This is a genomic window from Streptococcus huangxiaojuni (genome assembly GCF_040930515.1).
Taxonomy (GTDB): Bacteria; Bacillota; Bacilli; order Lactobacillales; family Streptococcaceae; genus Streptococcus; species Streptococcus huangxiaojuni.
Genome location: NZ_JBFQEG010000001.1, coordinates 237715 through 263254 on the forward strand (window position 1 = coordinate 237715; position 25540 = coordinate 263254).

Annotated in this window: 26 protein-coding genes; 23 read left to right on the top strand and 3 right to left on the bottom strand. The window is 42.6% G+C overall.

Annotated elements, in window-relative coordinates:
• Nucleotides 1–4: 4 nt before the first annotated feature.
• The 15 genes from AB3329_RS01115 (at nt 5) to AB3329_RS01185 (ending at nt 14028) form a co-directional block, all read left to right on the top strand.
• The gene (locus tag AB3329_RS01115; RefSeq protein ID WP_368393885.1) at nt 5–850 is read left to right on the top strand and encodes a MetQ/NlpA family ABC transporter substrate-binding protein; all 846 of its coding nucleotides are present in this window, start codon (nt 5–7) and stop codon (nt 848–850) included.
• 497 nt (nt 851–1347) lie between these two features.
• Nucleotides 1348–2724: a M20/M25/M40 family metallo-hydrolase gene (locus AB3329_RS01120; protein WP_368393886.1), complete on the top strand. Its 1377-nt coding sequence runs from the start codon at nt 1348–1350 to the stop codon at nt 2722–2724.
• Nucleotides 2714–3778 carry a methionine ABC transporter ATP-binding protein gene (locus AB3329_RS01125; protein ID WP_368393888.1) on the top strand — a complete coding sequence of 355 codons (1065 nt, stop codon included), beginning with the start codon at nt 2714–2716 and terminating at the stop codon, nt 3776–3778. Before AB3329_RS01120 ends, AB3329_RS01125 begins: the two co-directional genes overlap by 11 nt.
• Nucleotides 3779–4471: a methionine ABC transporter permease gene (locus AB3329_RS01130; RefSeq protein ID WP_368393889.1), complete on the top strand. Its 693-nt coding sequence runs from the start codon at nt 3779–3781 to the stop codon at nt 4469–4471.
• A 190-nt stretch (nt 4472–4661) separates the two neighbouring features.
• On the top strand, nt 4662–5507 hold the full coding sequence (locus AB3329_RS01135) for an SAM hydrolase/SAM-dependent halogenase family protein (RefSeq protein ID WP_368393890.1): 846 nt from the start codon (nt 4662–4664) through the stop codon (nt 5505–5507).
• Nucleotides 5508–5630: 123 nt separating this feature from the next.
• Nucleotides 5631–6176, top strand: coding sequence for an ECF-type riboflavin transporter substrate-binding protein (locus AB3329_RS01140; RefSeq protein ID WP_368393891.1), 546 nt, complete (start codon nt 5631–5633; stop codon nt 6174–6176).
• 33 nt (nt 6177–6209) lie between these two features.
• Nucleotides 6210–7886 (top strand): ABC transporter ATP-binding protein, encoded by a 1677-nt coding sequence (locus AB3329_RS01145; protein ID WP_368393892.1) that lies wholly within the window; start codon nt 6210–6212, stop codon nt 7884–7886.
• The gene (locus AB3329_RS01150; RefSeq protein WP_368393893.1) at nt 7879–8709 is read left to right on the top strand and encodes an energy-coupling factor transporter transmembrane component T family protein; all 831 of its coding nucleotides are present in this window, start codon (nt 7879–7881) and stop codon (nt 8707–8709) included. Before AB3329_RS01145 ends, AB3329_RS01150 begins: the two co-directional genes overlap by 8 nt.
• A gap of 299 nt (nt 8710–9008) precedes the next feature.
• Nucleotides 9009–9461 (top strand): MarR family winged helix-turn-helix transcriptional regulator, encoded by a 453-nt coding sequence (locus tag AB3329_RS01155; protein WP_368393894.1) that lies wholly within the window; start codon nt 9009–9011, stop codon nt 9459–9461.
• Nucleotides 9442–10344 (top strand): cation efflux transmembrane domain-containing protein, encoded by a 903-nt coding sequence (locus tag AB3329_RS01160; RefSeq protein WP_368393895.1) that lies wholly within the window; start codon nt 9442–9444, stop codon nt 10342–10344. Before AB3329_RS01155 ends, AB3329_RS01160 begins: the two co-directional genes overlap by 20 nt.
• Nucleotides 10345–10358: 14 nt before the next feature.
• Nucleotides 10359–11294, top strand: a complete 936-nt coding sequence (locus AB3329_RS01165; protein WP_368393896.1) for a dimethylarginine dimethylaminohydrolase family protein — start codon at nt 10359–10361, stop codon at nt 11292–11294.
• An 83-nt stretch (nt 11295–11377) separates the two neighbouring features.
• Nucleotides 11378–12217 carry a CPBP family intramembrane glutamic endopeptidase gene (locus AB3329_RS01170; protein ID WP_368393897.1) on the top strand — a complete coding sequence of 280 codons (840 nt, stop codon included), beginning with the start codon at nt 11378–11380 and terminating at the stop codon, nt 12215–12217.
• A 164-nt stretch (nt 12218–12381) separates the two neighbouring features.
• Entirely contained in the window at nt 12382–12621 is a 240-nt protein-coding gene (locus tag AB3329_RS01175) for a hypothetical protein (protein ID WP_368393898.1), read from the top strand.
• Nucleotides 12622–12675: 54 nt separating this feature from the next.
• Nucleotides 12676–13308: a dimethylarginine dimethylaminohydrolase family protein gene (locus tag AB3329_RS01180; protein WP_368393899.1), complete on the top strand. Its 633-nt coding sequence runs from the start codon at nt 12676–12678 to the stop codon at nt 13306–13308.
• A gap of 3 nt (nt 13309–13311) precedes the next feature.
• On the top strand, nt 13312–14028 hold the full coding sequence (locus AB3329_RS01185; RefSeq protein ID WP_368393900.1) for a TraX family protein: 717 nt from the start codon (nt 13312–13314) through the stop codon (nt 14026–14028).
• Between the two features lie 203 nt (nt 14029–14231).
• Here the strand turns inward: AB3329_RS01185 and AB3329_RS01190 are convergent, their stop codons facing one another.
• The 3 genes from AB3329_RS01190 to rsmG are packed head-to-tail and all read right to left on the bottom strand — an operon-like array spanning nt 14232 to nt 17023.
• A complete protein-coding gene (locus AB3329_RS01190; RefSeq protein WP_368393901.1) occupies nt 14232–14900 on the bottom strand; it encodes a potassium channel family protein in 669 nt (222 codons plus the stop codon).
• A 14-nt stretch (nt 14901–14914) separates the two neighbouring features.
• The gene (locus AB3329_RS01195; protein WP_368393902.1) at nt 14915–16294 is read right to left on the bottom strand and encodes a TrkH family potassium uptake protein; all 1380 of its coding nucleotides are present in this window, start codon (nt 16292–16294) and stop codon (nt 14915–14917) included.
• Between the two features lie 15 nt (nt 16295–16309).
• On the bottom strand, nt 16310–17023 hold the full coding sequence (gene rsmG / locus AB3329_RS01200; protein WP_368393903.1) for a 16S rRNA (guanine(527)-N(7))-methyltransferase RsmG: 714 nt from the start codon (nt 17021–17023) through the stop codon (nt 16310–16312).
• A 286-nt stretch (nt 17024–17309) separates the two neighbouring features.
• Here rsmG and AB3329_RS01205 point away from each other — a divergent pair, with 286 nt between their 5' ends.
• From AB3329_RS01205 to der, 8 genes are all read left to right on the top strand, one after another.
• Nucleotides 17310–17867: a LemA family protein gene (locus tag AB3329_RS01205; RefSeq protein ID WP_368393904.1), complete on the top strand. Its 558-nt coding sequence runs from the start codon at nt 17310–17312 to the stop codon at nt 17865–17867.
• Between the two features lie 515 nt (nt 17868–18382).
• Nucleotides 18383–19276, top strand: coding sequence for a zinc metalloprotease HtpX (htpX, locus tag AB3329_RS01210; RefSeq protein ID WP_368393905.1), 894 nt, complete (start codon nt 18383–18385; stop codon nt 19274–19276).
• Between the two features lie 213 nt (nt 19277–19489).
• Nucleotides 19490–20023 (top strand): YceD family protein, encoded by a 534-nt coding sequence (locus tag AB3329_RS01215; RefSeq protein WP_368393906.1) that lies wholly within the window; start codon nt 19490–19492, stop codon nt 20021–20023.
• Between the two features lie 234 nt (nt 20024–20257).
• Complete coding sequence (locus tag AB3329_RS01220) at nt 20258–20947, top strand: response regulator transcription factor (protein ID WP_368393907.1); 690 nt, start codon at nt 20258–20260, stop codon at nt 20945–20947.
• A 252-nt stretch (nt 20948–21199) separates the two neighbouring features.
• A complete protein-coding gene (gene nrdR, locus AB3329_RS01225) occupies nt 21200–21694 on the top strand; it encodes a transcriptional regulator NrdR (protein WP_368393908.1) in 495 nt (164 codons plus the stop codon).
• Nucleotides 21681–22862 carry a replication initiation and membrane attachment family protein gene (locus AB3329_RS01230; protein ID WP_368393909.1) on the top strand — a complete coding sequence of 394 codons (1182 nt, stop codon included), beginning with the start codon at nt 21681–21683 and terminating at the stop codon, nt 22860–22862. The genes nrdR and AB3329_RS01230 overlap by 14 nt, the downstream gene beginning before the upstream one ends.
• Nucleotides 22863–23774 carry a primosomal protein DnaI gene (gene dnaI / locus AB3329_RS01235; protein WP_368393910.1) on the top strand — a complete coding sequence of 304 codons (912 nt, stop codon included), beginning with the start codon at nt 22863–22865 and terminating at the stop codon, nt 23772–23774.
• Nucleotides 23775–23963: 189 nt separating this feature from the next.
• Entirely contained in the window at nt 23964–25274 is a 1311-nt protein-coding gene (der, locus tag AB3329_RS01240) for a ribosome biogenesis GTPase Der (protein ID WP_368393911.1), read from the top strand.
• The last annotated feature ends 266 nt before the right edge of the window (nt 25275–25540 follow it).

Here is a 25540-nt window from a genome sequence, read left to right on the forward strand (position 1 = left end):
CAATATGACATTTAAAAAAATTCTTGGGCTTGCAGGCCTTGTCTTAGCGTCAGCTTTGTTTTTAACAGCTTGCGGTAGCAAAAATGATGACAGCAATACTCTGACAGTTGGTGTTATGACTATGTCTGACTCAGATAAGGCTCGCTGGGATAAGATTGAAGACTTATTGGAAGAAGAAGATATTGATTTGGAATTTAAAGAGTTTACTGACTATTCACAGCCTAATAAAGCACTGGCTAACGGTGAAGTTGATATCAATGCATTCCAGCACTACAATTTTTTAGATAATTGGAACAAAGAAAACAAGGAAGATTTAGCCGTTGTGGCTGAGACCTATATCAGCCCGATTCATCTTTTCTCAGGAACAGAAAACGGTAAGGCTAAGTACACAGATTTGAAGGAACTGCCGGACGGTGCCCAAATCGCTGTTCCTAATGATGCAACCAATGAAAGCCGGGCACTTTATGTGCTTCAGGATGCTGGATTGATTAAACTGGATGTTTCCGGTCAAGAACTAGCAACGATTGCCAACATTTCAGAAAACAAGAAAAACTTAGATATTAAAGAATTGGATGCCAGCCAAACGGCCCGTGCTCTGTCTTCAGCAGATGCTGCTATCGTTAACAACAGTTATGCTGTAGAAGCCGGTGTAGACTATGATACCTCACTTTATACTGAGGAAGTCAATGATGCTTCAGAGCAATGGATCAATGTCATTGCAGCACAGTCTGACTGGAAAGATTCTGATAAGGCTGATATTATCAATAAATTAATAAAGGTTTATCACACTGATGAAGTCAAAAAAGTGATTGATGAAACATCCGAAGGTATTGACCAGCCGGTTTGGTAAGACAGCTTTCAGCCTATAGCTGAAAAAAAGGGAGAATCTGGTTAGTTTAGGTGATAGTTTGCTTTTACTCTCCGATTCTCTTGGCCGACTTTAGCTTTTTGAGTCAGTGCTTTTCTGCCTCTGTGCAGCTGCTTGCGGTTTTTAAAATTTAGTCAAGCAAAGAAGTCTGGAACATTTGTCCCAGACTCTTCGGCTGTTTGCAGAAGCAAAAACACTAATTGCCCAGATTTGATAAAGTCTTTGTATCTTGTTAATTGAACACGGCCTAAAATCCTAGTGAAAAAGATGGCTGTCATCGTGATGCTTAGGCATCACTTGCCATCCCCTATTTTCATACGGATTTTTTCACGGGCTTTGTATCTTGTTGGAACTGAACACGCCCTAAACGCTGTGTAAAAAAGATAGACTTCCCTCGAGTCTTTAGTGACTCAGCGGTCAGTCTCCTATTTTTACTTTGCGTTTTTCACGGGCTTTGTATCTTGTGTGAGGAGAGGGGAATGGTTTTTTCTGCACCTGAGGAACAAGTGGAAAAATTTAGGCAGGATGAGGTTGCTCAGCACTATTTTGAGGTGCTCAGAACATTGATTGCCAAAAAATCTATTTTTGCTCAGCAGATTGGTCTGCAGGATGTTGCTGCTTATCTTGGAGAAGTTTTCTCCAGTGTCGGCGCTGAGGTTACGATTGATGAAACCTACCCTGCGCCTTTTATTATTGCTGAGTTCAAGAGTCCGCGGCCTGACGCTGCCACCATCATTTTTTACAACCATTATGATACTGTACCGGCAGATGAGGATCAGGTCTGGACGGATGATCCTTTTAAGCTGACTGTACGCAAAGGCTACATGTACGGCCGCGGTGTGGACGATGACAAGGGGCACATCACAGCACGGTTGACGGCAGTCAGGAAATACGTACGGCAGTTTGGCTCTTTGCCTGTTAATATCATTTTTATGATGGAGGGAGCGGAAGAGTCTGCTTCAAAAGATTTAGAAAAGTATCTGGAAAAATACAGCGACCGCCTGCTGCCAGCCGATCTTTTGATTTGGGAGCAGGGCAGCAAAAATGTTTTGGAACAGCTGGAAATTACTGGCGGCAACAAGGGGATTGTGACCTTTGACTTATCAGTAATCAGCGCTGAAGTTGATATCCATTCCAAGTATGGAGCGGTCCTTGAATCGTCTGCTTGGTACTTGCTGCGGGCCATTTCCAGTATGCGGGATAACGACGGCCGGATTCTTATCGAAGGCCTGTACGACCATGTGCTTGAGCCTAGTGAACGAGAGTTGGACTTGGTTGATCGCTATGCTATTGAGAACAGTGAAGCTCTGCGCAAACTGTACGGTTTACGTCTCCCTGCTTTACAGCCGGAGCGGCGGGCATTCTTAAAGGCTTACTATTTTGAACCATCACTCAGTATTGAGGGCTTGTCATCCGGTTATCAGGGGCAGGGTGTAAAAACCATACTGCCGGCGGAGGCCAGCGCAAAAATGGAGATACGGCTGGTTCCGGGTTTATCTCCTAAACTGGTTTTTGATTTGCTGCAGAAACATTTATGGCAGCATGGTTTTGATCGTGTTAAATTAACTTATACGCTTGGGGAAGAAAGTTACCGCAGTGATATGAGCCATCCGGCTATTCTAAAGGTTATTGATTTAGCCAAGGGGCTGTATAAAGAAGGCGTTTCTATCCTGCCAACGACTGCCGGGACAGGGCCTATGCATACTGTATATGATATTTTGGCTGTTCCTATGCTGGCTTTTGGTATCGGTAATGCCAACAGCCGCGATCACGGCGGTGATGAAAATGTTGCTATCGCTGATTATTATACCCATATTGAATTAATTGAGGAGCTGATTAAGACTTATGAGCCATGAGATGATAAAATTAGACCATATTTCGATTGCTTTCCGCCAAAAAAAGCAGACAGTCGAAGCTGTAAAAGAAGTCACTGTTGGCATCAATCAGGGTGACATTTATGGGATTGTCGGCTATTCGGGTGCCGGCAAATCAACCCTTGTCCGTGCAATCAATCTCTTGCAGAAACCTTCTGCAGGGACTGTGACGGTTGATGGCGATCTGCTCTTTGCAGACGGGAAGAATCAGCTGTCTGCTGCTGAGCTGCGTGAAAAACGGCGGGATATCGGCATGATTTTTCAGCATTTTAATTTAATGGCCCGGATGACAGCCCGCGAAAATGTCGCTTTTGCTCTAAAACATTCCAAACTGACTAAGGCCGAAAAAAAAGCTAAGGTTGATAAGCTTTTAGAACTTGTGGGCCTGTCTGACCGGGCAGATAATTATCCATCGCAGCTATCCGGCGGTCAGAAGCAGCGGGTAGCCATTGCCAGGGCTTTAGCCAATGATCCTAAGATTTTGATTTCAGATGAAGCGACTTCAGCCTTGGATCCAAAAACGACCAAGCAGATTTTAAATCTTTTGCAGGAATTAAACCAGACTCTGGGTTTAACGATTGTGCTGATTACGCATGAAATGCAGATTGTTAAGGATATTGCCAACCGAGTGGCTGTTATGCAGAACGGCCGTTTGGTAGAAGAAGGGTCTGTTCTGGATATTTTTTCCAATCCTAAAGAGGAGCTGACACGTGACTTTATTGAAACGGCGACCGGCAGCCAGGAAGCCCTAGCTAAAATCGAGCGGCAGGATATTGTTGCCAATCTCCCTCAGAATGCCCTGCTGGTACAGCTGAAATATGCCGGGACATCAACAGATGAGCCGATTTTAAATGATATCTATAAGCGCTACAATGTATCGGCTAATATCCTCTATGCCAATATTGATATATTGGCTGATACGCCTGTCGGTGAGCTTATTGTGGTGCTGACTGGTTCGAAAGACAAGCTCGAACAGGCTCAGGCAGCGCTGACTGATTCTGATATCACTGTGAAAATTTTAAAAAGAGGTGCTTAGATGGCTGATTTGATACAAACCTATTTACCAAATGTTTATGACATGGGCTGGACAGGTGATGCTGGCTGGTGGACTGCGATTGTCAACACTCTCTTTATGACTTTCGTTTCTTTTGCCATCGGCGGCTTTTTGGGATTGATCGGCGGTCTTTTCTTAGTCCTGACAGCTCCCGGCGGAGTGATTGAAAATGCTTTTGTTTTTCAGGTTTTAGACAAGGTTGTCTCTGTTTTTCGGGCAATCCCCTTTATCATTCTTTTGGCTGTCCTCAGTCCTTTAACTTATATGATTGTCGGCACGAACTTAGGGGCAACAGCAGCGCTTGTTCCGCTGTCAGCGGCTACTTTTCCTTTCTTTGCCCGGCAGGTCCAAGTGGTTCTGTCAGAATTAGACAGAGGTGTTATTGAGGCAGCTCAGGCTTCCGGAGCAACTTTCTGGGATATCGTCAGTATTTACCTTAGTGAAGGCCTGCCTGATATTATTCGGGTGATGACAGTAACGCTCATTTCCTTAGTCAGTGAGACAGCCATGGCCGGTGCTATCGGTGCCGGCGGTCTGGGCTATGTGGCAATTTACTACGGCTATAACCGCTATAATCAGGATATTGTCTGGCTGGCAACGATTTTGATTGTTGTTTTGATTTTCGCCCTGCAGTTTTTGGGTGATTTTGTCACGCGAAAATTAGGCCGCAAGTAAGTTTTTCTGACCAGTAAAAAAGTTATTTTTAGAAATGAAAGACAGGACCTGAGCCTTGTGATACAATAAAGGCAAAAGCTAAAAGGCAAATGCGGAAAAAGCCCCATACAGGCATGGTGGAGACTTTGCTTATGACTGAACTTCCGCTGCTTTTTTAGGTTGGAACAGCAGAAGAAGAAAGGTATCATGTATGACTAATCATTTATTGGTGTTACAGTCTGATTTTGGTTTGGTGGACGGAGCAGTGTCTGCTATGGTGGGTGTTGCCCTGCAAGAGGAGGCCACTCTTGGGGTTCATCACCTGACTCACGACATCACGCCCTACAATATTTTTGAAGCTTCTTACCGTCTTTTTCAGACTATTGAGTATTGGCCGCAGGGGACAACCTTTGTATCAGTAGTTGACCCCGGTGTTGGTTCGAAACGAAAAAGTGTTGTGGCCCTGACAGAGTCAAATCAGTATATTGTGACACCTGATAACGGGACGCTTTCCTATATTAAAAAACATGTCGGTATTAAAGCTGTCCGTGAGATATCTGAGCTGTCCAACCGGCGTAGGAATACAGAGCTGTCTTATACATTTCACGGACGCGATGTTTACGCTTATACCGGCGCTAAGCTGGCCAGCGGGCACATCTCTTTTACCGAGGTGGGACCAGAACTTCCTGTTGACGCCATTATTGAGCTGCCGGTTGTTGAGACAGAATTCACCGAAAACAGTGTCAGCGGTGCAGTTGATATTCTGGATGTGCGCTTTGGATCGCTCTGGACATCGATTACTTATGATGAATTTCATCGTTTGGCACCTGAATTCGGCGACCGTTTCGAAGTAACGATTTACAATAATGATATGCTGGTTTATCAAAATCAAGTGACTTACGGCAAATCTTTTGCTGATGTTCGAATCGGTCAGCCGCTGATTTACATCAATTCGCTCTACCGTGTCGGCCTGGCCATTAACCAAGGTTCCTTTGCCAAGGCTTATAATGTCGGTGTTGGTTCAAACTGGCGGCTGGAAATTAAAACCATTGCTTAAAAAAACACTGCAGCGAAATTTTACGGAAGAGAGTGGGACAAAAATCGTTAAATCATCATAAAATGACGACTTGCCCCAGACACAATTGATTGGAAAATATAAAAACATATTTGAGGAAACAAGATGAAAAATAATTCTATAAAAACAGTTGTAGCAACAGGAATCGGAGCAGCACTTTTTGTTATCATCGGACTGTTTGTCAACATTCCGCTGTTTTCAAATACCAGTATTTCCCTGCAGTATGCTGTTCAGGCACTTTTTGCTGTCATTTTTGGACCTATTGCCGGTTTCTTTATCGGCTTTATCGGTCATATGGTTAAGGACATGTTTGCCGGCTACGGTATCTGGTGGTCCTGGGTTCTGCCAAGTGCCCTTGTCGGCTTTGGCATCGGTCTTTTAAAGAATCGCCTGCAGATTGAAAAAGGCATTTTCGGGAAAAAGGATATTATCATTTTTAATGTCTTTCAAGTATTGGTCAATATCCTGGCTTGGGCTCTTGTAGCTCCAATCGGTGACATTTTAATTTACAGTGAGCCGGCAAATAAAGTGTTTACGCAGGGCTTTATCGCTGCGCTGTCAAATTCTTTGACAATAGGTGTCGGCGCTACAATTCTTCTGGCTGTTTATGCTAAAACGAGAACTCAGTCTGGCAGTCTGACTAAAGATTAAAAACGGCGGCTGAGTTTTAAGGAGTTGCTTGTTATGCGTCCATTTATTGAATTCAAGGATTTTACGTTTAAATATGATGTTCAGGCAGAGCCGACCTTAAGAGGTGTTGATTTAGCTATTGAAAAAGGCGAGAAGGTTCTCATTTTGGGGCCTTCAGGGAGCGGGAAGTCGACCTTGGGCCACTGTCTCAATGGGATTATTCCCAATATTCACCATGGCGAGCGAAGCGGTTCCCTCTTAATTGACGGTCAGGATGTCTTTGATTTGTCGATTTATGAGAAATCCCATCTGATTTCAACTGTTTTACAGGATCCTGACGGCCAGTTTATTGGTTTGAGCGTAGCAGAAGATATTGCTTTTGCTCTGGAAAATGACTGTCTTGATCAGCAGTCTATGAATGAAAAAATTGCTGTCTGGGCAGAAAGGCTGAACTTACAGGACTTGCTTGAGAAAAGACCGCAGGATTTATCAGGCGGTCAAAAGCAGCGTGTCAGTTTAGCGGGGGTTCTGATTGATGAGAGCCCTATTTTGCTTTTTGATGAGCCTTTAGCCAATCTTGACCCTAAATCAGGCCAGGATACCATTGCCTTGATCGACCGGATTCACAAAGAAGAAGGAACCACAACTATTATTATTGAACATCGTCTGGAAGATGTCCTTTATGCTCCCGTTGACAGAGTTGTCTTGATAAATGACGGTCAGATTTTATTTAACGGCCGGGCGGATGACCTGCTTAAGACAGAGCTGCTGAGAGAAAATGGGATTCGTGAGCCGCTTTATGTGACGGTTTTGCGTGATTTAGGGCTGGATTTGCAAAAGACAGAGCATCTGGCACACCTAGCTGACTTGGACCTTTCTGGGATTCGTTTTGCCCAGCCTTCAGAAACCGCTGCCGAAGTCAAAAAAGAAGAGCTGCTTGAGCTTACTGATCTTCATTTTGCCTATGACCATCAGGATTTACTTTTAAAAGATATTAACCTGACTGTTCGAAAAGGAGAACGCATTTCTCTTGTGGGCAGAAATGGTGCCGGTAAATCAACTCTGGCCAAGGTTCTCTGCCGCTTTGTACCGACAGACAGTCCGGTTTTCTATCAAGGCCGTGATATTTCAGATGATTCTATCAAGGAGAGGGCGGACCGAATAGGCTATGTGCTGCAGAATCCCAATCAGATGATCAGCCAAACCATGATTTTTGATGAGGTCGCTCAAGGCCTGCGATTGCGAGGCAAGCCTGAAGAGGAGGTCGAACAGGAAGTCCTGTCTACTCTAAAGATTTGCGGCTTGTATGAATTTCGCAATTGGCCGATTTCTGCCCTTTCCTTCGGCCAGAAGAAGAGAGTAACCATCGCTTCTATTTTGGTGCTCAATCCGGAGGTGATTCTTCTGGATGAACCGACTGCGGGCCAAGATAAGAGAAATTATACAGAGATTATGAATTTTCTCAATGAGCTCAACGCCTTAGGGCATACGATTATCATGATTACCCATGACATGCAGCTGATGCTGGAGTACTCTGATCGGACTCTGGTTATTCATGACGGGCGCATTGTAGCTGACTGCCGGCCGGTGGAAATTTTTACCGATACAGATTTGCTGGCAAGGGCCAGCCTTAAGAAAACAAGTCTATTTGATTTAGCCCTGAAACTGCAGGCAGATCCTATTGCTTTAACCAATTTTTATATCGCCAATCAAGGAGGCCGTCATGACTAATCGTTTAATTGGCTATTACGGCGGTGATGGTTTTCTCTACCGCCTTTCAGGAGCCAGCAAACTGCTTTTTCTTCTTCTGGCTTCCATTGCCTGTATGACCACCTATGATACACGCTTGATTCTTTTTATCGGCATTTTATCGCTCATTCTTTTTAGAATGGCCCATGTACGCTGGCAGGATATCTCTTTTGTTATTAAATTTATCAGCTTTTTTGCTCTGCTTAATGTCATTGTCGTTTATCTTTTTGCTCCTGCCTATGGTGAGCAGATTTATGAAGCCAAGACGGTTTTATTTGAGGGCTGGGGACGATTTTATCTGACCAGTCAGGAGCTGTTCTACCTTTTCAATTTATCGCTGAAATACTTTTCAACTGTCCCTTTGGCTCTGCTTTTTTTACTGACAACCCATCCCAGCCAGTTTGCCTCAAGTCTCAATCAGATTGGGGTGCCCTATAAAGTGGCCTATGCAGTCAGTCTGACACTGCGCTATATTCCCGATGTGCAGGAAGAATTTTATATGATTCGCATGTCGCAGGAGGCCCGCGGCCTAGAGCTGTCAGCTAAGGCTAAGCTCCTCGATCGGATCAAAGGCAATCTGCAGATTGTTTTGCCCTTGATTTTCAGCTCACTTGAACGGATCGACACCGTATCGACAGCTATGGAACTGCGGCGTTTTGGAAAAAATAAAAAACGTACTTGGTATACCTACAAGAAATTCTCGACTTACGACTTGCTGGCTATTGCCCTGGCCTGCCTGCTTTTTACAGCCAGCTTGCTGCTCTTTCTTTTGAATCATGGCAGGTTTTATAATCCTTGGGCATAAGAAGATAAAAAAGAGGCGGGGACCAACAGTCTACCCTCTGTACCGATTGTATACATAAACACGGCCTTGTTCGAAATCAAAGAACAAGGCCGTGTTTTTAATTATGTCAGATAACTTAAGTAGCAGCAGAAAGAAGACTAAGCTGTTTTTCGCCTGATTTCTTTATTTTCGGTTGTCTGCTGGCTTCCAAGTCTTGATTTTTTGTATGTTTTTTAAACTATTTTTAGTTGACAGTCAGATTTTATTGCTATATAATTAATTAACTAAATTAACTTTCTTGTGAATAATGGAGGAATGAAATGACATCTACTGCACAGCTTTTTTCAAATATATATGACAAAGCGCTTATCCGCTACCAAAATAAGCAGGAGGGCCGAGAAAAATTTCCAGAATTAACAGCTAGGGAAGAGCATTATTTAGATATACTCTATGGCTTAGGAAAGACAAGTCCCAGTGATTTTTCTAAAAAAGCTAAGATTTCAAGACCTGCTGCAACAAAAATTATCCAATCTTTTTTGTCAAAAGATTATCTCATCAAGACCCCATCACCATCTGACGGACGTGTCTTTTATATTCAACTGACCCCTGAAATGGAAACTTATCGCCGTCAAAGTTTTGAATTGGCGGACCGCGTTTTTTTGGATATCCTACAGATCCTTACAAAAGAAGAACAGGACCAGCTTCACCAGCTCTTTGAGAAAGTGAATAAAAGTCTTGAGGGGGAGGAAGACGATGAACCTAAAAAAGATTGAACAAAAAAGTCTATGGGTGGGGATTTTGATCAATATTGCTATGGGAGCCATTGGCTTGGTCATTTATCGCATCACTCGGATTGAGGCTCTTTTTATAGACGCTTACTACACAATCATTGCAGTGGCATCTGGCTTGGTAGCCATTACCATTTCAAAAGTCAGTACTAAAAGAACACTCTTATTCCCCAACGGTTTTTTTATCTTTGAACCTCTATATGCTTTTCTTAAGTCCAGCTTATCCCTGATCCTACTTATGATATCCAGTATTACTGTTACAAAAAACGCTTATCTGTATTTTTTCCGAGGAGAAGGAAAGCTACTAGCTGCCGCACCTGTTGTCTTTTATGGTCTTATTATGGCTGCGATTTCACTTTTGCTTTCTTTTTACTATAGAAGACAGAATAAAAAAATCGGACAGGTCAGTACGATGTTGCTGTCTGAGACAAAAACGAGCCTAGTTGATAGTGCTATATCAGCCGGGATTGGTATAGGGGCCTTTCTCATTCTATGGATTGATGAGCAGTCTCCTCTTGGTTTTTTAAAGTATACAGGTGACTTTTTTATTACCATTGGGCTGGTTTTCTTTACCATCAAAGAACCGATTAGGCTTATAAAGAAGGCCCTCGTCGAGTTGACAGGGGGAAGATTGATAAAGGGAACTACCCTGCATCATATCGAAAGCCTTGTCCAGCCTCAGCTTTCAGAAAAGGATTTCATTCAAGACTGCATCGTCTATAAAGTAGGCATGTCTTTTCAGATCCACTTGAAACTAAATAGAGAGATGAAAACTGTCCATATGACGGAACTGGAAGATAAAAGACAGGCAATGCTGCAGACCTTGAAACCTTTCTACGCATTTGTTGATATTAACTATATTTATTAAGGAGGGCTAAAGTAATGATTCATATTTGCAACGAATACGACTCCCTGAAGAAGGTCATTATCGGTGATGCCAACTGGCTTTACTTCCCAGATAGCCATGCTATCGAAAATGAGGAGAATAAGCCCTGGTGGGAAAAACTGCGAAACAATATAATCTTTCCTTTGTTAAGAGATAAGAAAGTACCGCAGTTTATTACCAGACAGTTCCAAAAAGAGCTGGCTGCCTTTGAGGCCTTATTAAAGGAAAACCATATTGACGTTTTAAAGGTTGACCCTATTGACTACCCGTCTTCTCTGCCTCCTCAAGAAATGGGTATGGGGCAGATGTATGCCAGAGATAGTGCTATGGCTGTTGGAGATGTATTTATTGAGGGGAATCTTCAAATTGATATGCGCAAGAAAGAGAGGCTAGGCTACCAAAAAATTATTGACAAGATTAGGACAGACAGCAAGGTTGTAACCATGTCCCAATCTGATTCAGCCTATCTTGAGGGCGGAGACGTCTTAGTAGATTATCCCAATGTTTTTGTTGGAATTGGCAAATATGCCAGCAATATGTCTGGTATCAACTGGCTGCGAAAACAATTAGATGAGTCGTGGAATATTGTTCCGATTTACTTAAAAGATGACAGTATCCTCCATCTGGACTGCTGTATGACGATTATCGGACCGAAAACCGCTATCATTTGCCGTGAAGTTCTGGGAGAACTGCCTGAGGAACTATCTGATTTCACTTTTATTGACATAGATAAAAAAGTTAGGCAGGAGATGGCCGGTAATGTTCTGGTTCTGGGAGATAATAAAGTTGTCGTACAAAAGCGCCATAAAAAATTGCAGGAAGACTTGCGTGCTCATGGTTTTACCCCTCTGCCCCTGTCTTTTACCTGGCATGCCCTGCTAGAAGGTGCTTTCAGATGTGCTTCCTGTCCCTTGGAGAGAGGGAAGGACTAACTGACCTTCCATATTTTTAACATTATCGGCAATGGCTCAAACAAGATAAGCGCTTAGATAAAAAAGCTGACAGAAAGATTGATATGGTAATTTTCAAAAAAATTTTTCATATTTTTGGCATAATAGTGCTTGCCTATTCTCTCGCATTCATTCCACTGCTTTTCCTTGGTCTTGCCCAAATGTTTGCCAATAAGGGGCTGCTTGATTCCTACAGCTATGATCTGCTGGATTTATTTTCAACGGGAATGGCTATTCTTTTCGTTTATGTACTGTATCGTCGCGATTCTGAAATTCTTCTTTTGGAAAAAGACGGGCTGCTCAAGAAATACGGTCTTGGTTTCTTAGCAGGGGGAGGTGTTTTATTCTTCATTTGGATTATTGCTGTTTCCTTAGGAATTTATAGGACAGAATGGATTTTTAAATGGAGCTATTTACCGCTTTTGATACCTTTGTTAATCGGCTATATGATTCAAGGAATGAGTGAAGAAGTTATTTTTCGAGGCGTTATGCAAAGCAAATTGAATAAGCTGCTATCTTCAAAAGCCTCTATTATCCTGACCGCTCTGGCCTTTGCTGCCATGCATTTAGTCAATTCTGGTATGACGGTCATTGCTTTCCTTGACCTGATTGTTTTTTCGCTAATCATGGGGATGATTCGCCAACAGGCAGACAGCCTCTGGTTTGTCAGTGCTTATCATTCAGCATGGAATTTTTTCCAGGGCCCTGTTTTTGGTAGCAGTGTTTCTGGAAATACGGCCAATGCTCTAGTTTTTCATTCAACTAATCAAAGCTCTCAGGTCTGGCTCAGCGGCGGAGAGTTTGGCTTAGAGTCTTCGGCTATAACACTTACCGTTGATATTATTCTCTTAATCTGTCTTTACCGATATTACTACAGCACTAATGCTTGGCCAAAGAGCAAGTAATCAGGGGGAGAGTGGCTTTTGCCATTCCATCTGAATGGCAAAAGCAGGGAGACTCTCATTTCTTCAGTGCTTCAGTTTATCGGTTGAGACAGAGCATCAGCTGATACAGCTACATCGCAGACTCATCATCTTACCCATCGACCATTATTTATGGAGGAATGCCAATGGTTATTAATATTTATAACGAATACGCCCCTTTGAAAAAGGTCATTATCGGTGATGCCAGCCGCTTGTTTTTTCCGGATACCAGAGAGATAGATAAAGAACAAGGTATACCGCTTTGGAAACAACTGATGGCTCAGACCTTTTATCACCTGCTTAAAGGAAAGCAAGTTCCTAAATGGTTGACAAAACCTTTCCAGAAAGAATTGCTTCACTTTGAAAAACTTCTGAAAGACCACTAGGTTGAAGTGCACCGGGTAAGACCTATCCACCCGGAAGCCTCAGAAGAGCCTGGTATGGCGCAGATGTATGCTAGAGACAGCACTTTATGTATTGGAGACCTATTGATTGAAGGGAACCTGAAAATGAGTATGCGCAAGAAAGAACGCCGCGGCTATCAATCGTTAATAGCAGCTAGTCAAAAAGATGGTAAGGTTGCTACCATGTCGCAGACAAAGTCAGCCTATCTTGAAGGTGGAGATGTTTTGGTAGACTATCCTAATGTATTTGTCGGAATTGGTCGACATGCCAGCAATTTAGCAGGGGTTGAATGGCTCAGAAAATGCCTAGATGACTCTTGGATAGTGATTCCAGTCCGCTTAAAAGACGACTCAGTTTTGCATTTAGATTGTTGTATGACGATCATCGGGCCAAAGACAGCCATCATATGCCGTGAGGTGTTGGAGGAGCTGCCAGAGGAATTAGAGAATTATAGATTCATTGAAATTGATAAAAAAAGCCAGCTTGAGATGGCTGGTAATGTTTTGGTTTTGGGAAATAATAAAGTTGTCGTGCAAAAGCGGCATAAGCGATTGCAGGAAGACTTGCGTGACCATGGATTTATCCCTCTGCCACTTTCCTTTACGTGGCATACCCTGCTAGATGGCGCCTTTAGGTGCGCTTCTTGCCCTTTGGAGAGAGGAGAGTAAACGATGCCAAACTCTTTAAACAGTTTTCATTTAAAACTCATTGCCATTGTATCCATGTTTATCAATCATATCGGTTATATTTTTAAAGAGGAATATGCTTGGCCGATATGGACTTTTGCTTATTTAAGCATTGGACTTCTAACTTATCCAATTATGGCTTATTTGCTAGTCCAAGGTTTTCACTATACTCGTAATCGTTGGAAATATGCTGGACGGATGGCTCTTTTTTGGATACTATCAATTCTGCCTTTCCACTATGCATTTGGTTACAGCGGTGCGGTCAATCTTGTCAATAATGTCATGTTCACGCTGATGATGGGAATCTTTCTCATGATGGCTTGTGAGAAAGTCATCAATCAGCCCTACCAAATCCTGCTTGTCTGTCTCTTTTCACTGGTAACGCTCCAATCTGATTGGGCTATTATCGGTATTGTTATGATTTATGGCTTCTACATCTCGCAGAAAAAAGACTGGCATCCAGCTTGGGTAATCTGGCTCTCTGCTATTTTGCTGATGCTCATCTTCTCAACAGCTATCCCAGACCGTAGCCTTTTGACAGGGAATGTTACTATTGATAGCTTATCTCGTCTGGGTATTTTAGGAACTATTCCGCTTTTGAACTGTTATAATCGCCAGCGCGGGTATAATCCCCTTTGGGTGAAGTGGGGCTTCTATTGCTTTTATCCTCTCCATTTGAGTCTGTTAGCGCTTATACTTTAAGGAGAGCAGAAGTTGTTAGACAGTAAGAAACTCACTGGTTCAAATGCCAAAAACAGAAATTTTGGAAGGTGTTACCGATAAAATCGTAAGAGATTAATTAAGAGCTATTATAGCCAAAGGAAAATTGATTGTTTTTACGATTGGATTCTAACTTGTTGCCTTATTTTGCTTTAATTTCAAAAATTCTTGGTAAAAATAGGCTCTTATAAGTAACCCAGATAATCAAATTCTTCAAAGGTTCGTTTGCTGCCTACAGCATTGACAATCAGCTTTTCAGAAAAAACGTGATTGGGGTTGAAATTTGTTTCCAGTGGAGCTGTTTTGGAAGTGCGAAAGCCGATAATATTGAGGTCATATTTTTTGCGGACATTCAGCTGGGCCAAAGATTTTCCCAGCCATGATTCAGGCAGGGTGAATTCAATAAACGAAATATCGTCTTCGACATGGATAATATTGGCGATAGAATGGCGCAGCAGGCTTGAAGTCAGATCTTTTGCTGCGCTGCGTTCAGGGGAAATAATCTGATTGGCGCCTAGACCGTAAAGAACTTCTTCATAATTTTCACCCCGTGCTTTAGCGATAATATTGCCAACTCCAAGTTTCTTACAGTGGATAAGAGCTAATGCAGAGGCTTCCAAATTATTTCCGGTCGCGATAATGACAGTGTCACATTGGTCTATTCCTGCCGCTTTTAAGAATTCCAAATCGGTAATATCGCCTACCGCCCCTTTTGTCACATAATCCGCTACTTCCTGTACATGTTTTTCTCTATTGTCCAGAGCGATTACTTCTTGTTCAAAACTTGCTAATTCGTAAGCAAGCGTTTTGCCAAAAATGCCTAAGCCAAGAACGCCAAAAATTTTATGTGCCATAACTTTCCTTTCTGTCAGCCAAGAGAAATATCGGTAGGGGTGTAGTGAACAGTTTTTTCTTTTTTCTGTAAGAGACTTAGCAGGACGGTAATCGGCCCAACACGACCGATAAACATAAGCAGCATAATGATTAAGCGTCCAATTGCAGACAGCTCCGGAGTGACATTCATTGAAACCCCGACTGTCGCTATTGCAGAGATAACTTCAAAAAGAAGAGCCATTGGATTTAAGTGTGAATCAGACAGCAGCAAAAGAAAATAGCCGCCCGCTCCTAAAGCAAAGAAAAAAATCAGGACGGTTAAGGTTTGCTTAATCGTTTTATTGTGAATAACCCGGTGTCTGAAGGTGACTTCTGACTGGCCGGCCAACTCAGATTTAAACAGTAAAAAAGTGACAGCAGCAGTCGTTACTTTAATACCGCCTGCTGTACCTCCGGGGGCACCGCCTACAGCCATCTGCAGCATATAAAGAAAATTTGTTGCGGTTTCTGTGTCCAAATAATTCAGGGTTGAAAAGCCAGCTGTCCGCATGGTAACAGTTTGAAAAAAACTCATCATAAACTGCTGTAAAACACTGTGGTGAGCCAGTGTACCGGCATTTCTTATTTCTGTCAGCCAGGAAAGTAAAGTTCCTGTTAGAAGAAAGACTCCTGTAGTATAGAGAATTAAGCGGCTCTGATTGCTTATAAAGCGGGCGGCACTTCTAGGACGGCGAGGTTTTCCCTCAAAATAGTGTTTCAGAACCTGAAAAAGTTCCATCCATACAGCAAAGCCTAGACCTCCGGCAACAATGGCAAACATCAAAGTAAAATTGACCAGCGGATTCAATAGAAAATCCTGAAGACTGTTTGTGCCAAAATTATCAAATCCAGCATTACAAAAGGCAGAGACCGCCAGAAAGATACTGTTAAAAACTCCTGAACGCAGCCCGAATCTGGGAATAAAATCAAACATGAGGATAAGCGCAGTTGCACTTTCAAATATCAGCGTTATTTTATAAACATTAAAAAGATAATGCCTTAACTCTGTACTGTCAGGGCGGCTGAGAGCCGACTGCAGAACACTTTGTGCTGAAATGCCAAGTTTCTGCCGCAGTGCAAACATGCTGACAGCAATTAAAGTGACAATGCCAAGGCCTCCGATTTGAATCAGCAGCATAGCGATAAACTGCCCCAGCCCATTGTAAACGTCACTGATTGGGAAGACAGACAGTCCGGTCACGCAGACCATGGAAACAGTGGTAAAAAGATGGTCATAATAGGATGTGGCAGGCGCATCGGCATAGTGAGCCAGAGGGAGGGAGAGCAAGAAACTACCGATCAAAATAAGCGCTAAAAAACTGATTGTTAATTTTTGAGTGACTGAGACAGTCCTTAATTTTCTGTAGGAAAACATTCCAGTTCTCTCCGTTTATAAAGGTTTTTTATTAGGAATTCCGGCTTTACGGGGATATTTTTTAGGAGTTTCTTTTTTCTTTTCCAGAATGATTAGGGTTCTGCCGTCCCCGTTAGGAAGCTTGTAGCTGTCACTTTGCAGGAGCTGTGTAAACAGCAAGTGCAGAGCGTTTTGAGACTGGGCCATCTCTTTTTCTGCTGCCGATGCCTTAAGAGCAAGAAGGTGGCCCTTAATTTTTAAAAAGGGCAGGGTCAGTTCTGCCAAGACCGGCAGAACTGCAACCGCTCTGGCGGTTACTATATCAAATTGTTCCCGAAACTCTTTGCGGCGGGCAAAATCCTCGGCTCTGCCATGGTAAAAATGGACGTTTTCCAGTTTCAAAGCTTCAGCCAGTAAATTTAAAAAGTGAATCCGTTTATTGAGGGAGTCAATAATGGTGACATCAATTTTCGGATAAATAATTTTTATAGGAAGACTGGGAAAACCCGCTCCGGATCCGACATCCAAGAGCCTGATTCTGTCATCCTTGATGGCTCCACGCAAAATAGGTGCCAGTGAATCGTAGAAATGTTTGAGATAGACCTCCCTTTCTTCTGTGATAGCAGTAAGATTGACCTTTTGATTCCATTGAGTAAGCAGTTTAAAATAGAGGTCAAACTGCTGTTTCTGCCAATCGGATAGTGTGATGCCGGCCTGTGACAGCTCTGCATAGAATTCTTCTGGTGTCATGTCTTCTCCCTTAGAGTGTTTTCTCTTATTCTACCATAAAACAGATAAGGAAATCATGAAAAAAATGGAAAGAAGGTATTTGCTTTCCTAAAATCAGGGAAATTGCTATAATAATAGGGCAAGGCAGATAAAAAGAAAAAGTTAGCAGTTTACTGTTTTGCTTATCTTTTTCTGCTTACTGTTTTTGTAAAGTCAGATTAATTATTTTTCAGGGCAGAGAGGATTGCTTGTTTTATAACTCTAAACAAACTGCCCCTTATTTTTAGATATCAGAGGAGATTGTGAGATGGTACTGGTTCTTGTTTTAATTGCTGTTCTAATTTTGCTTGTTGTTTGGGTAATAGCGGCTTACAATGGCTTAGTCAGAGGTCGTATGCATACCAAAGAGGCTTGGAGCCAGATTGATGTGCAGCTGAAACGCCGAAACGATTTAATTCCAAATTTGTTGGAAACGGTTAAGGGTTATGCTGCCTATGAAGAAAAGGTTTTTTCACAGGTAACAAAACTGCGCGCTCAAGTTGCAAAGGCTCCTACACCAAATGAAGCAATGCAGGCGTCCGACGCTCTGTCAAAGCAGCTTTCCAGCATTTTTGCTGTAGCGGAGAATTATCCTGATTTGCAGGCTAATAAGAGTTTCGTTAAACTGCAGGAAGAATTGGCTAATACGGAAAATAAAATTTCTTATTCCCGTCAGCTGTTCAATTCGACAACTGCTAATTATAATACCAAATTGGAAGTCTTTCCAACCAATCTTGTTGGGTCACTGTTTGGCTTTAAGCCAAGTCAGTTCTTAGAAGTTCCTGAGGAAGAAAAAGAGACGCCGCAAGTCAAGTTTGACTTTTAATTTTATCCGAATAAGAAAAAACGGATAAGTCCTAAAAGCTCGAAAAAGATGTCCTTACCTTGTGTTTTGCAGCACATCGGCTGGGCTCTGTTTTTCGGCCGCTCTTTTAACGGGCTTTGTATCTTGTTTGAATTGAACACGGGCTAAGCTCTGTGCAGTGAAATCATCTAGTGGATGATTTCAGCCCGAACCTAGAAACGGGAGAGTGAGGGGCTGGAAATTTGTGTCGTTACTTAGTTACCATCAGCCGTAAACGTCTGAAAGCTTTGTCGCCTTGACAGTCGACCGCACCTTTCTAGTCGTTCTGGCAGGGGTGCGTCTGCGAAATCAGAGATTTCGGACTTACCGCCATTTTCCTTTTGCGTTCTTAACGCCCTTTGTATCTTGTTTGAATTGAACACGCCCTAAAATCCTAGTGAAAAAGATGGCTGTCATCGTGATGCCAGCATCACTCGCCATCCCCTATTTTCATACGGATTTTTAAACGGGCTTTGTATCTTGTTGGAGGAGGGGTTATGCTTTATCAGCAAATTTCCAGTAATAAGAGACGGACAGTTGTTTTGCTGCTGGTCTTTTTTGTGCTCCTTGCTTCTATTGGGGGAGCTGCTGGCTTTTTATTATTGGACAGCTTGGAGTTAGGCGTCACTCTGGCTCTAATTATCGGTGCTATCTATGCTATCAGTATGATTTTTCAGTCAACTAATGTTGTTATGTCTATGAACAACGCGCGTGAAGTAACAGAGAAAGAGGCACCTGAATATTATCATATTGTTGAGGATATGGCGATGGTAGCGCAAGTTCCCATGCCGCGGGTCTTTATTATTGAAGATAAATCATTAAATGCCTTTGCGACAGGTTCCAGTCCGGAGAATGCGGCTGTAGCGGCTACAACAGGTCTTTTAGCGGTTATGAACCGGGAAGAGTTAGAAGGTGTTATCGGGCATGAAATCAGCCATATCAGAAATTATGATATTCGAATCTCTACAATAGCTGTTGCTTTGGCTAGTGCTGTTACACTGATTTCAAGCCTTGGCGGTCGGATGATGTGGTTTGGCGGCGGACGCCGGCGCAGCAACAGCCGAGACAGCGGCGGTTTGGGTATTTTGCTGCTTATTTTTTCCCTGATTGCATTGATTCTTGCTCCTTTGGCAGCCAGTTTAGTGCAATTGGCTATTTCCCGTCAGCGGGAGTACTTGGCCGATGCGAGCTCAGTGGAGCTGACCCGCAATCCGCAGGGAATGATTAACGCTCTGCAAAAGCTGGAACAGTCTCAGCCCATGGCTCACCATGTTGATGAGGCCAGCAGCGCTCTTTATATCAATGATCCGCAGAAAAGAGAAGGTGTTAAGTCTCTCTTTTATACCCATCCTTCTATTGCTGATAGGATTGAGCGCTTGCGTCAGATGTAAACTAGCAGAAAAGTGTCCTGTTTTTTAATAAAAAATAAGAAAAAGTTCTGAGGAACTTTTTAATTTTCTCCTTTTAGGACTAAAGGAAGAAGCAGGAGAAAAGCCGTAATAATAGCGTTTGTAATAAAGTTGACATCTATCTTCTAAAGAGATGACATTTTATTATTGTATAATATAGAAATTAAGAGTGATTTATTAGAAGGGTAAAAGCTGATGTTTTCCATAGCTGAGCTGAAGAAAAGACCGGAAGGAATCGATTTTGACCAGATTTTATCTGTTAGAGATGAGCTGATCGCGCGTAATCCTGACATTTTAGATGTCAAGGATGTTCGGGCAAAGGGGAATATCTCTTACGATGATGGGCTGTTTTTATTAAACTATGAACTGACTTATCTCTTGGAACTTCCTTCAAGCCGTTCGCTTCAGCCGGTTGTTTTGAAGCAAAAGCAGATGGTAGCTGAGGTTTTTGCGGAACAGTCGGAACTGACTTCTAAAAAAGAGCTTGCTGATCAGGACTTGCTGCTGCTTGTTGATGGACCGAATATTGATTTAGCAGAAAGTGTTATTGACAATATTCTGCTGTCAGTCCCTTTGCAGGTGCTGGCCGACGATGAGCAAACTGCTGCTGATTTACCGGCTGGGGAGAGCTGGGCAGTATTGACCGAAGAGCAGTATCAGTCCCTGAAAGCAGAAAAGAGAGAGGCGTCAAGTCCTTTTGCTGCTCTGGACGGTTTATTTGATGAATGAAGCCGTTTTCTTTAAAAAATATGAGAATCCCAGTTGTGAAAGCTGAAATTCTTTGCTATAATTTTTTTACAATTGCTCATACATGTATTAAATTATTGAGAAGTGAGGGTTTTGTTTACTCTTCTTTTCTGGCGGGTATAACATGAGAAAGATTTAAGTTTGTAGGGGTCTGTTTTTCAATTTGGACTTAGCACCTATTAACTCAAAATCACAAAGAAAAAGGGAAGGTGTAAAGTGATTAAGAAAGTTTTAATTATTGAAGATGAAAAGAATTTGGCGCGTTTTGTTTCCTTGGAACTGCAGCATGAAGGCTATGAAGTTCAGATTGAATCAAACGGGAGAAAAGGGCTGGATCTAGCTCTTGAAAAAGATTTTGATCTGGTTCTTTTGGATTTGATGCTGCCGGAGATGGATGGGTTTGAAATTACGCGCAGACTTCAGGCTGAGAAAAATACCTATATCATGATGATGACAGCCAGAGATTCTGTTTTAGACATTGTGGCGGGCTTGGACCGCGGTGCTGACGACTATATTGTTAAACCATTTGCTATTGAAGAATTGCTGGCACGGGTTCGTGCTATTTTCCGCCGGCAAAATATGGAATCCAGTAAAAAGGCACATGCAGCGCAAGGCTCTTATCGGGATTTGACAATGAATCCTCAGAACCGTTCTGTTCTCAGAGGGGATGATGAAATTTCACTGACCAAACGTGAATATGACCTGCTGAATATTTTGATGATAAATATGAATCGCGTTATGACACGGGAAGAGCTACTGGCAAATGTGTGGAAATATGAAGAAGCAGCCGAAACAAATGTTGTTGATGTTTATATTCGTTATTTGCGCGGGAAAATTGATGTTCCCGGCAAGGAGTCATATATTCAGACTGTCCGCGGTATGGGCTATATGATTCGTGAAAAGTAAGAATGCTCAAAAAAACAGCCAATGATTTTATGGCTGTTGTTTTTTCTCTATTAAATAAACGGCAGAAACAGTGAAACACTTTTTGAGATTTAGGGAATAATATTTCTGTTCTTTAGTAGATGAGCCCGGGCGCCCTCAGACTCTAAGCTTTAAAATATGAGGGCTTTTTCTATGCTGTCTGCTGGCTTTTGTTAATAAAGAAAATATGATAAAATAAGGGTTAAACAGTACTAATAGAAATGAGGTGTCTGTATGCGTTGTCCAAAATGTCATTATAATAAATCCAGTGTTGTTGACAGCCGTCAGGCTGAGGACGGCAATACCATCAGACGCCGGCGGGAATGCGAAAATTGCCGGACACGGTTTACAACTTTTGAGCGAGTTGAAGAGCTCCCGCTTTTGGTAGTCAAGAAAGATGGGACACGGGAACAGTTTTCCCGTGATAAAATTTTAAACGGTATTATTCAAAGTGCGCAAAAACGGCCGGTATCCAGCAGTGATATTGAAGCAGTCATTTCACGCATTGAACAAAAGGTTCGCAGTGAATACGAAAATGAAGTGTCCAGTGTCGTGATTGGCAATCTTGTTATGGATGAATTGGCAGAACTGGATGAAATTACCTACGTTCGCTTTGCCAGTGTTTATAAAAGTTTTAAAGATGTCGATGAGATAGAAAAACTTCTGCAGGAAATAACAAGCCGTGTGCCCAATAAAAAGAAAAGCAGTGAAAAAAATGAAACCAATTGATGATTTTTTCTATATCAAGGGGAATGCCGTTTCTTATGATTCACTAAATCTTATTCAGCTGTATTTTCCCATTATTGGGCAAGACGCCATGTCGCTCTATGACTATCTGGTCCATTTTTTTGATGAGGGCCATAAGCGGCATAAATTATCAGAAATTCTTAACCACCTGCAATTTGGGATGAAACGTCTGGAAGATGCGGTGTCAGTTCTGGGGGCTATGGAGCTGCTCGAGCTGTACGAAAGCAGCGGCGTCTATCATTTCAGGCTTAAGCAGCCTTTAACAAGGGATTTGTTCTTAGCTCATCCGGCTTACCGCCGTCTGCTGGCCAATAGAATCGGAGATGTTGCCGTGCAGGAATTAGCTTTGCAGCTTCCAAAAAACGCCCGTAATATCTCAAAAAAGTTCTCTGATGTTTTTGACAATCTGGAGACAGACAAAGCTTCTGTTCAGACCAGACCTGCTCCTCGTCTTGATTTGCATAATTTCCAGCGCCTGATGCAGCGGGACGGTCTGCAGTTTAAGGATGAAAAAAAGGACATTATTGCTCTCTACAGTTTGGCTGAAAAATATGACTTAAACTGGTTTGCGCTTTATAATTTAGCTAAAGAGACAGCTGTTAACCATTTTATTTCGCCCAAGCGTATGACGGTTAAAAAACAGCAAACGGCAAAAGCGCAGCGGCAGAAACAGCAAGATGAGATTTTCAGCAAAGAAGAGCAAGTGATTTTACGGGAGGCCAAATCGGCAGAAGCAGAGCTTTTTTTGGCTAAAATTAAGAAGGTTAGACGGGCGCGGGTCACTTCCGGTGAGAAAAAAATATTGGAAGATTTGGCTCAGATGCCCTTTCTGGATGAAGTGATTAATGTCATGGTGCTCTATACCTTCAATAAAACGAAATCGGCCAATCTGAACAAGGCCTATATTATGAAAATTGCCAATGATTTTTCCTATCAGCAGATTGTCAGTGCTGAAGAAGCAGTTCTAAAAATGCGCAGCTTTGCGGAACGTCAAACTGAGGTTAAATCAAAACAATCAAAAGCGGGCAAAACGAACATTCCTGAATGGAGCAATCCTGATTACAAAAATGAAACAACAGCAGAAGAACTGCAGGAACTAGCAGAGTTCAAGAAAAGAACTTTGGCACAATTGCGAAAGGATGGTGAGTAGATGGAAAAAGTTGCTCAGGCTATAAAGCACAGCAATAAAGCTCATTTATCACAAATCAACACCGATGAACTCAAGCAAGCTATTTTAGCTGATAAAGAAGTTGCAGACTTCATTGCGACTCACCGGCTGTCAAACCGGGAAATTGAACTCAGTCTCTCCAAATTTAATCAGTTTCGTATAGAACGTGATAAATTTTTAGCCGGCGATGCAACTTATCTCGCTAAAGGCTATGAACCGATTTTGGTGATGAATGAAGGTTATGCAGACGTTACTTACCGCGAAACAAAGGCCTTGAAGCTTGCTCAGGCCAAACAGGCTGTTGCCGAGCGTGTCAGCCTTGTCAATTTGCCTAAATCTTATAAAAATCTTACTTTTGATGATATCAGTCTGGATGATAAACGCAGACAGCCTCTGTTTATAGAGCTAACTAAGTTTGTCGCTGAGTATCCCAGCGCTGACCAAAAAGGTCTGTACCTGTATGGCGATATGGGGGTTGGAAAGTCCTTTATGTTGGCTGCTATGGCCCATGAGCTGTCTAAAGCAAAAGGGGCTTCGACCACACTGCTTCATTTTCCCAGTTTTGCTATAGATGTCAAAAATGCCATCAATACCGGAACCGTTAAAGATGAAATCGATGCTGTTAAAAAAGCTGAAATTTTGATTCTTGACGATATTGGTGCTGAGCAGGCTACCTCTTGGGTGCGCGACGAAGTGCTGCAGGTCATTCTGCAGTACCGTATGCTGGAGGATTTGCCGACTTTTTTCACCTCCAATTACAGTTTTAAAGATTTGGAGAAAAAGCTGGCCAATATTAAAGGAACAGATGAGACTTGGCAGGCCAAACGTGTCATGGAGCGTATCCGCTATCTTGCTAAAGAATTCTACTTGGCAGGAGATAACCGCAGGAACTGACTTTGGATAAAGAGATTGGTTGTGCAGTTTGAGTTTAATAGCCGGATTGCTTATGGCAGCTGGTGCAGACATAAGCTGTTTCAGTCAGGCTTCTCCCCTGATTTTTGAAATCTTTTTGTCTTGCTGGATGTTCAGTCTGATGATAGTGTTTTTTAAGGATAAACGAAAACTTTTTAATGAGGAGGAAAGATGGCCCTACCAACAGTTGCAATTGTCGGCCGGCCCAATGTTGGGAAATCTACATTGTTTAACCGTATTGCCGGAGAACGCATTTCTATTGTTGAAGATGTAGAAGGCGTGACACGTGATCGAATTTATGCTGTCGGAGAGTGGCTTAACCGCAGGTTCTCCCTGATAGACACCGGAGGCATTGATGACATTGAAGCGCCTTTTATGGAGCAAATCAAGCACCAAGCTGAGATTGCTATTGCTGAGGCTGATGTTATCGTCTTGGTTGTCTCCGGAAAAGAAGGGATAACGAATGCAGATGAATATGTTGCCAAGATACTCTACCGAGCGCAAAAACCAGTTGTTTTAGCTGTTAATAAAGTTGATAACCCGGAAATGCGCAGCACTGTCTATGACTTTTATGCTCTTGGTTTGGGGGAGCCTTATCCGGTGTCATCTGTTCATGGGCTTGGGACAGGAGATCTTCTGGATGCTATTACTTCTAAGCTTCCGTCTGAGACAGAAGAAGAAGAGGGAGATGTTATTAAATTCAGTCTTATCGGCCGCCCTAATGTGGGAAAGTCCAGCCTTATCAATGCTCTCCTTGGTGAAGAACGCGTCATTGCCAGTCCGGTATCCGGAACAACTCGTGATGCTGTCGATACCCCATTCACTGATTCAGCCGGTCAGCAGTATATTATGATTGACACGGCAGGTATACGTAAATCAGGCAAGGTCTATGAAAAAACCGAAAAATATTCGGTCATGCGGGCCATGCGGGCCATTGACCGTTCCGATATTGTTTTAATGGTTATCAACGCTGAAGAAGGCATCCGAGAGTACGATAAGAGAATTGCCGGTTTTGCACATGAAGCTGGGAAAGGATTGATTATAGTCGTCAACAAGTGGGATACGCTTGAAAAGGACAACCACACCATGCATCAGTGGGAAAGGGATATTCGTGATCATTTTCAGTATATTCCCTATGCTCCGATTGTTTTTGTATCGGCACTGACGAAGCAGCGTCTGCACAAGCTGCCGGAGATGATTAAAGAAATCAGTCAAAATCAGAGTAAGCGTATTGCTTCAGCGGTGCTTAATGACCTTATTATGGATGCAGTCGCTCTTAATCCGACACCGACCGATAAAGGAAAGCGCCTGAAAATCTTTTATGCTTCTCAGGTTGCCGTCAAACCGCCGACCTTTGTCATTTTTGTCAATGAGGAAGAACTGATGCATTTCTCTTACCTCCGTTTTCTGGAAAATCAGATTCGTGAAGCCTTTGCCTTCAAAGGTACGCCAATCAAACTGTTAACCCGGAAACGCAAGTAGAACACCCTATCATAAGTAAAAAAGAAATCCGCCCTGACAGTATTTTAGTCAGGGCGGTTTTTCATTAAGATACAAAGCCCGTTAAAAACGCAAAAGGAAAATAGGGGACTGACTGACGAATCGTCAGATTCTAAGTCAGGCCATCTTTTTCCCGCAGCGTTTAGGGCGTGTTCAATTAACAAGATACAAAGCCCGTTAAAAACGCAAAAGGAAAATAGGGGACTGACTGACGAATCGTCAGATTCTAAGTCAGGCCATCTTTTTCC

Bases quoted from the DNA above. Each gene is read 5' to 3' on its own strand.
- AB3329_RS01115 (WP_368393885.1), top strand. From the start codon at position 5: ATGACATTTAAAAAAATTCTTGGGCTTGCAGGCCTTGTCTTAGCGTCA.
- AB3329_RS01120 (WP_368393886.1), top strand. From the start codon at position 1,348: ATGGTTTTTTCTGCACCTGAGGAACAAGTGGAAAAATTTAGGCAGGAT.
- AB3329_RS01125 (WP_368393888.1), top strand. From the start codon at position 2,714: ATGAGCCATGAGATGATAAAATTAGACCATATTTCGATTGCTTTCCGC.
- AB3329_RS01130 (WP_368393889.1), top strand. From the start codon at position 3,779: ATGGCTGATTTGATACAAACCTATTTACCAAATGTTTATGACATGGGC.
- AB3329_RS01135 (WP_368393890.1), top strand. From the start codon at position 4,662: ATGACTAATCATTTATTGGTGTTACAGTCTGATTTTGGTTTGGTGGAC.
- AB3329_RS01140 (WP_368393891.1), top strand. From the start codon at position 5,631: ATGAAAAATAATTCTATAAAAACAGTTGTAGCAACAGGAATCGGAGCA.
- AB3329_RS01145 (WP_368393892.1), top strand. From the start codon at position 6,210: ATGCGTCCATTTATTGAATTCAAGGATTTTACGTTTAAATATGATGTT.
- AB3329_RS01150 (WP_368393893.1), top strand. From the start codon at position 7,879: ATGACTAATCGTTTAATTGGCTATTACGGCGGTGATGGTTTTCTCTAC.
- AB3329_RS01155 (WP_368393894.1), top strand. From the start codon at position 9,009: ATGACATCTACTGCACAGCTTTTTTCAAATATATATGACAAAGCGCTT.
- AB3329_RS01160 (WP_368393895.1), top strand. From the start codon at position 9,442: ATGAACCTAAAAAAGATTGAACAAAAAAGTCTATGGGTGGGGATTTTG.
- AB3329_RS01165 (WP_368393896.1), top strand. From the start codon at position 10,359: ATGATTCATATTTGCAACGAATACGACTCCCTGAAGAAGGTCATTATC.
- AB3329_RS01170 (WP_368393897.1), top strand. From the start codon at position 11,378: ATGGTAATTTTCAAAAAAATTTTTCATATTTTTGGCATAATAGTGCTT.
- AB3329_RS01175 (WP_368393898.1), top strand. From the start codon at position 12,382: ATGGTTATTAATATTTATAACGAATACGCCCCTTTGAAAAAGGTCATT.
- AB3329_RS01180 (WP_368393899.1), top strand. From the start codon at position 12,676: ATGGCGCAGATGTATGCTAGAGACAGCACTTTATGTATTGGAGACCTA.
- AB3329_RS01185 (WP_368393900.1), top strand. From the start codon at position 13,312: ATGCCAAACTCTTTAAACAGTTTTCATTTAAAACTCATTGCCATTGTA.
- AB3329_RS01190 (WP_368393901.1), bottom strand. From the start codon at position 14,900: ATGGCACATAAAATTTTTGGCGTTCTTGGCTTAGGCATTTTTGGCAAA.
- AB3329_RS01195 (WP_368393902.1), bottom strand. From the start codon at position 16,294: ATGTTTTCCTACAGAAAATTAAGGACTGTCTCAGTCACTCAAAAATTA.
- rsmG (WP_368393903.1), bottom strand. From the start codon at position 17,023: ATGACACCAGAAGAATTCTATGCAGAGCTGTCACAGGCCGGCATCACA.
- AB3329_RS01205 (WP_368393904.1), top strand. From the start codon at position 17,310: ATGGTACTGGTTCTTGTTTTAATTGCTGTTCTAATTTTGCTTGTTGTT.
- htpX (WP_368393905.1), top strand. From the start codon at position 18,383: ATGCTTTATCAGCAAATTTCCAGTAATAAGAGACGGACAGTTGTTTTG.
- AB3329_RS01215 (WP_368393906.1), top strand. From the start codon at position 19,490: ATGTTTTCCATAGCTGAGCTGAAGAAAAGACCGGAAGGAATCGATTTT.
- nrdR (WP_368393908.1), top strand. From the start codon at position 21,200: ATGCGTTGTCCAAAATGTCATTATAATAAATCCAGTGTTGTTGACAGC.
- AB3329_RS01230 (WP_368393909.1), top strand. From the start codon at position 21,681: ATGAAACCAATTGATGATTTTTTCTATATCAAGGGGAATGCCGTTTCT.
- dnaI (WP_368393910.1), top strand. From the start codon at position 22,863: ATGGAAAAAGTTGCTCAGGCTATAAAGCACAGCAATAAAGCTCATTTA.
- der (WP_368393911.1), top strand. From the start codon at position 23,964: ATGGCCCTACCAACAGTTGCAATTGTCGGCCGGCCCAATGTTGGGAAA.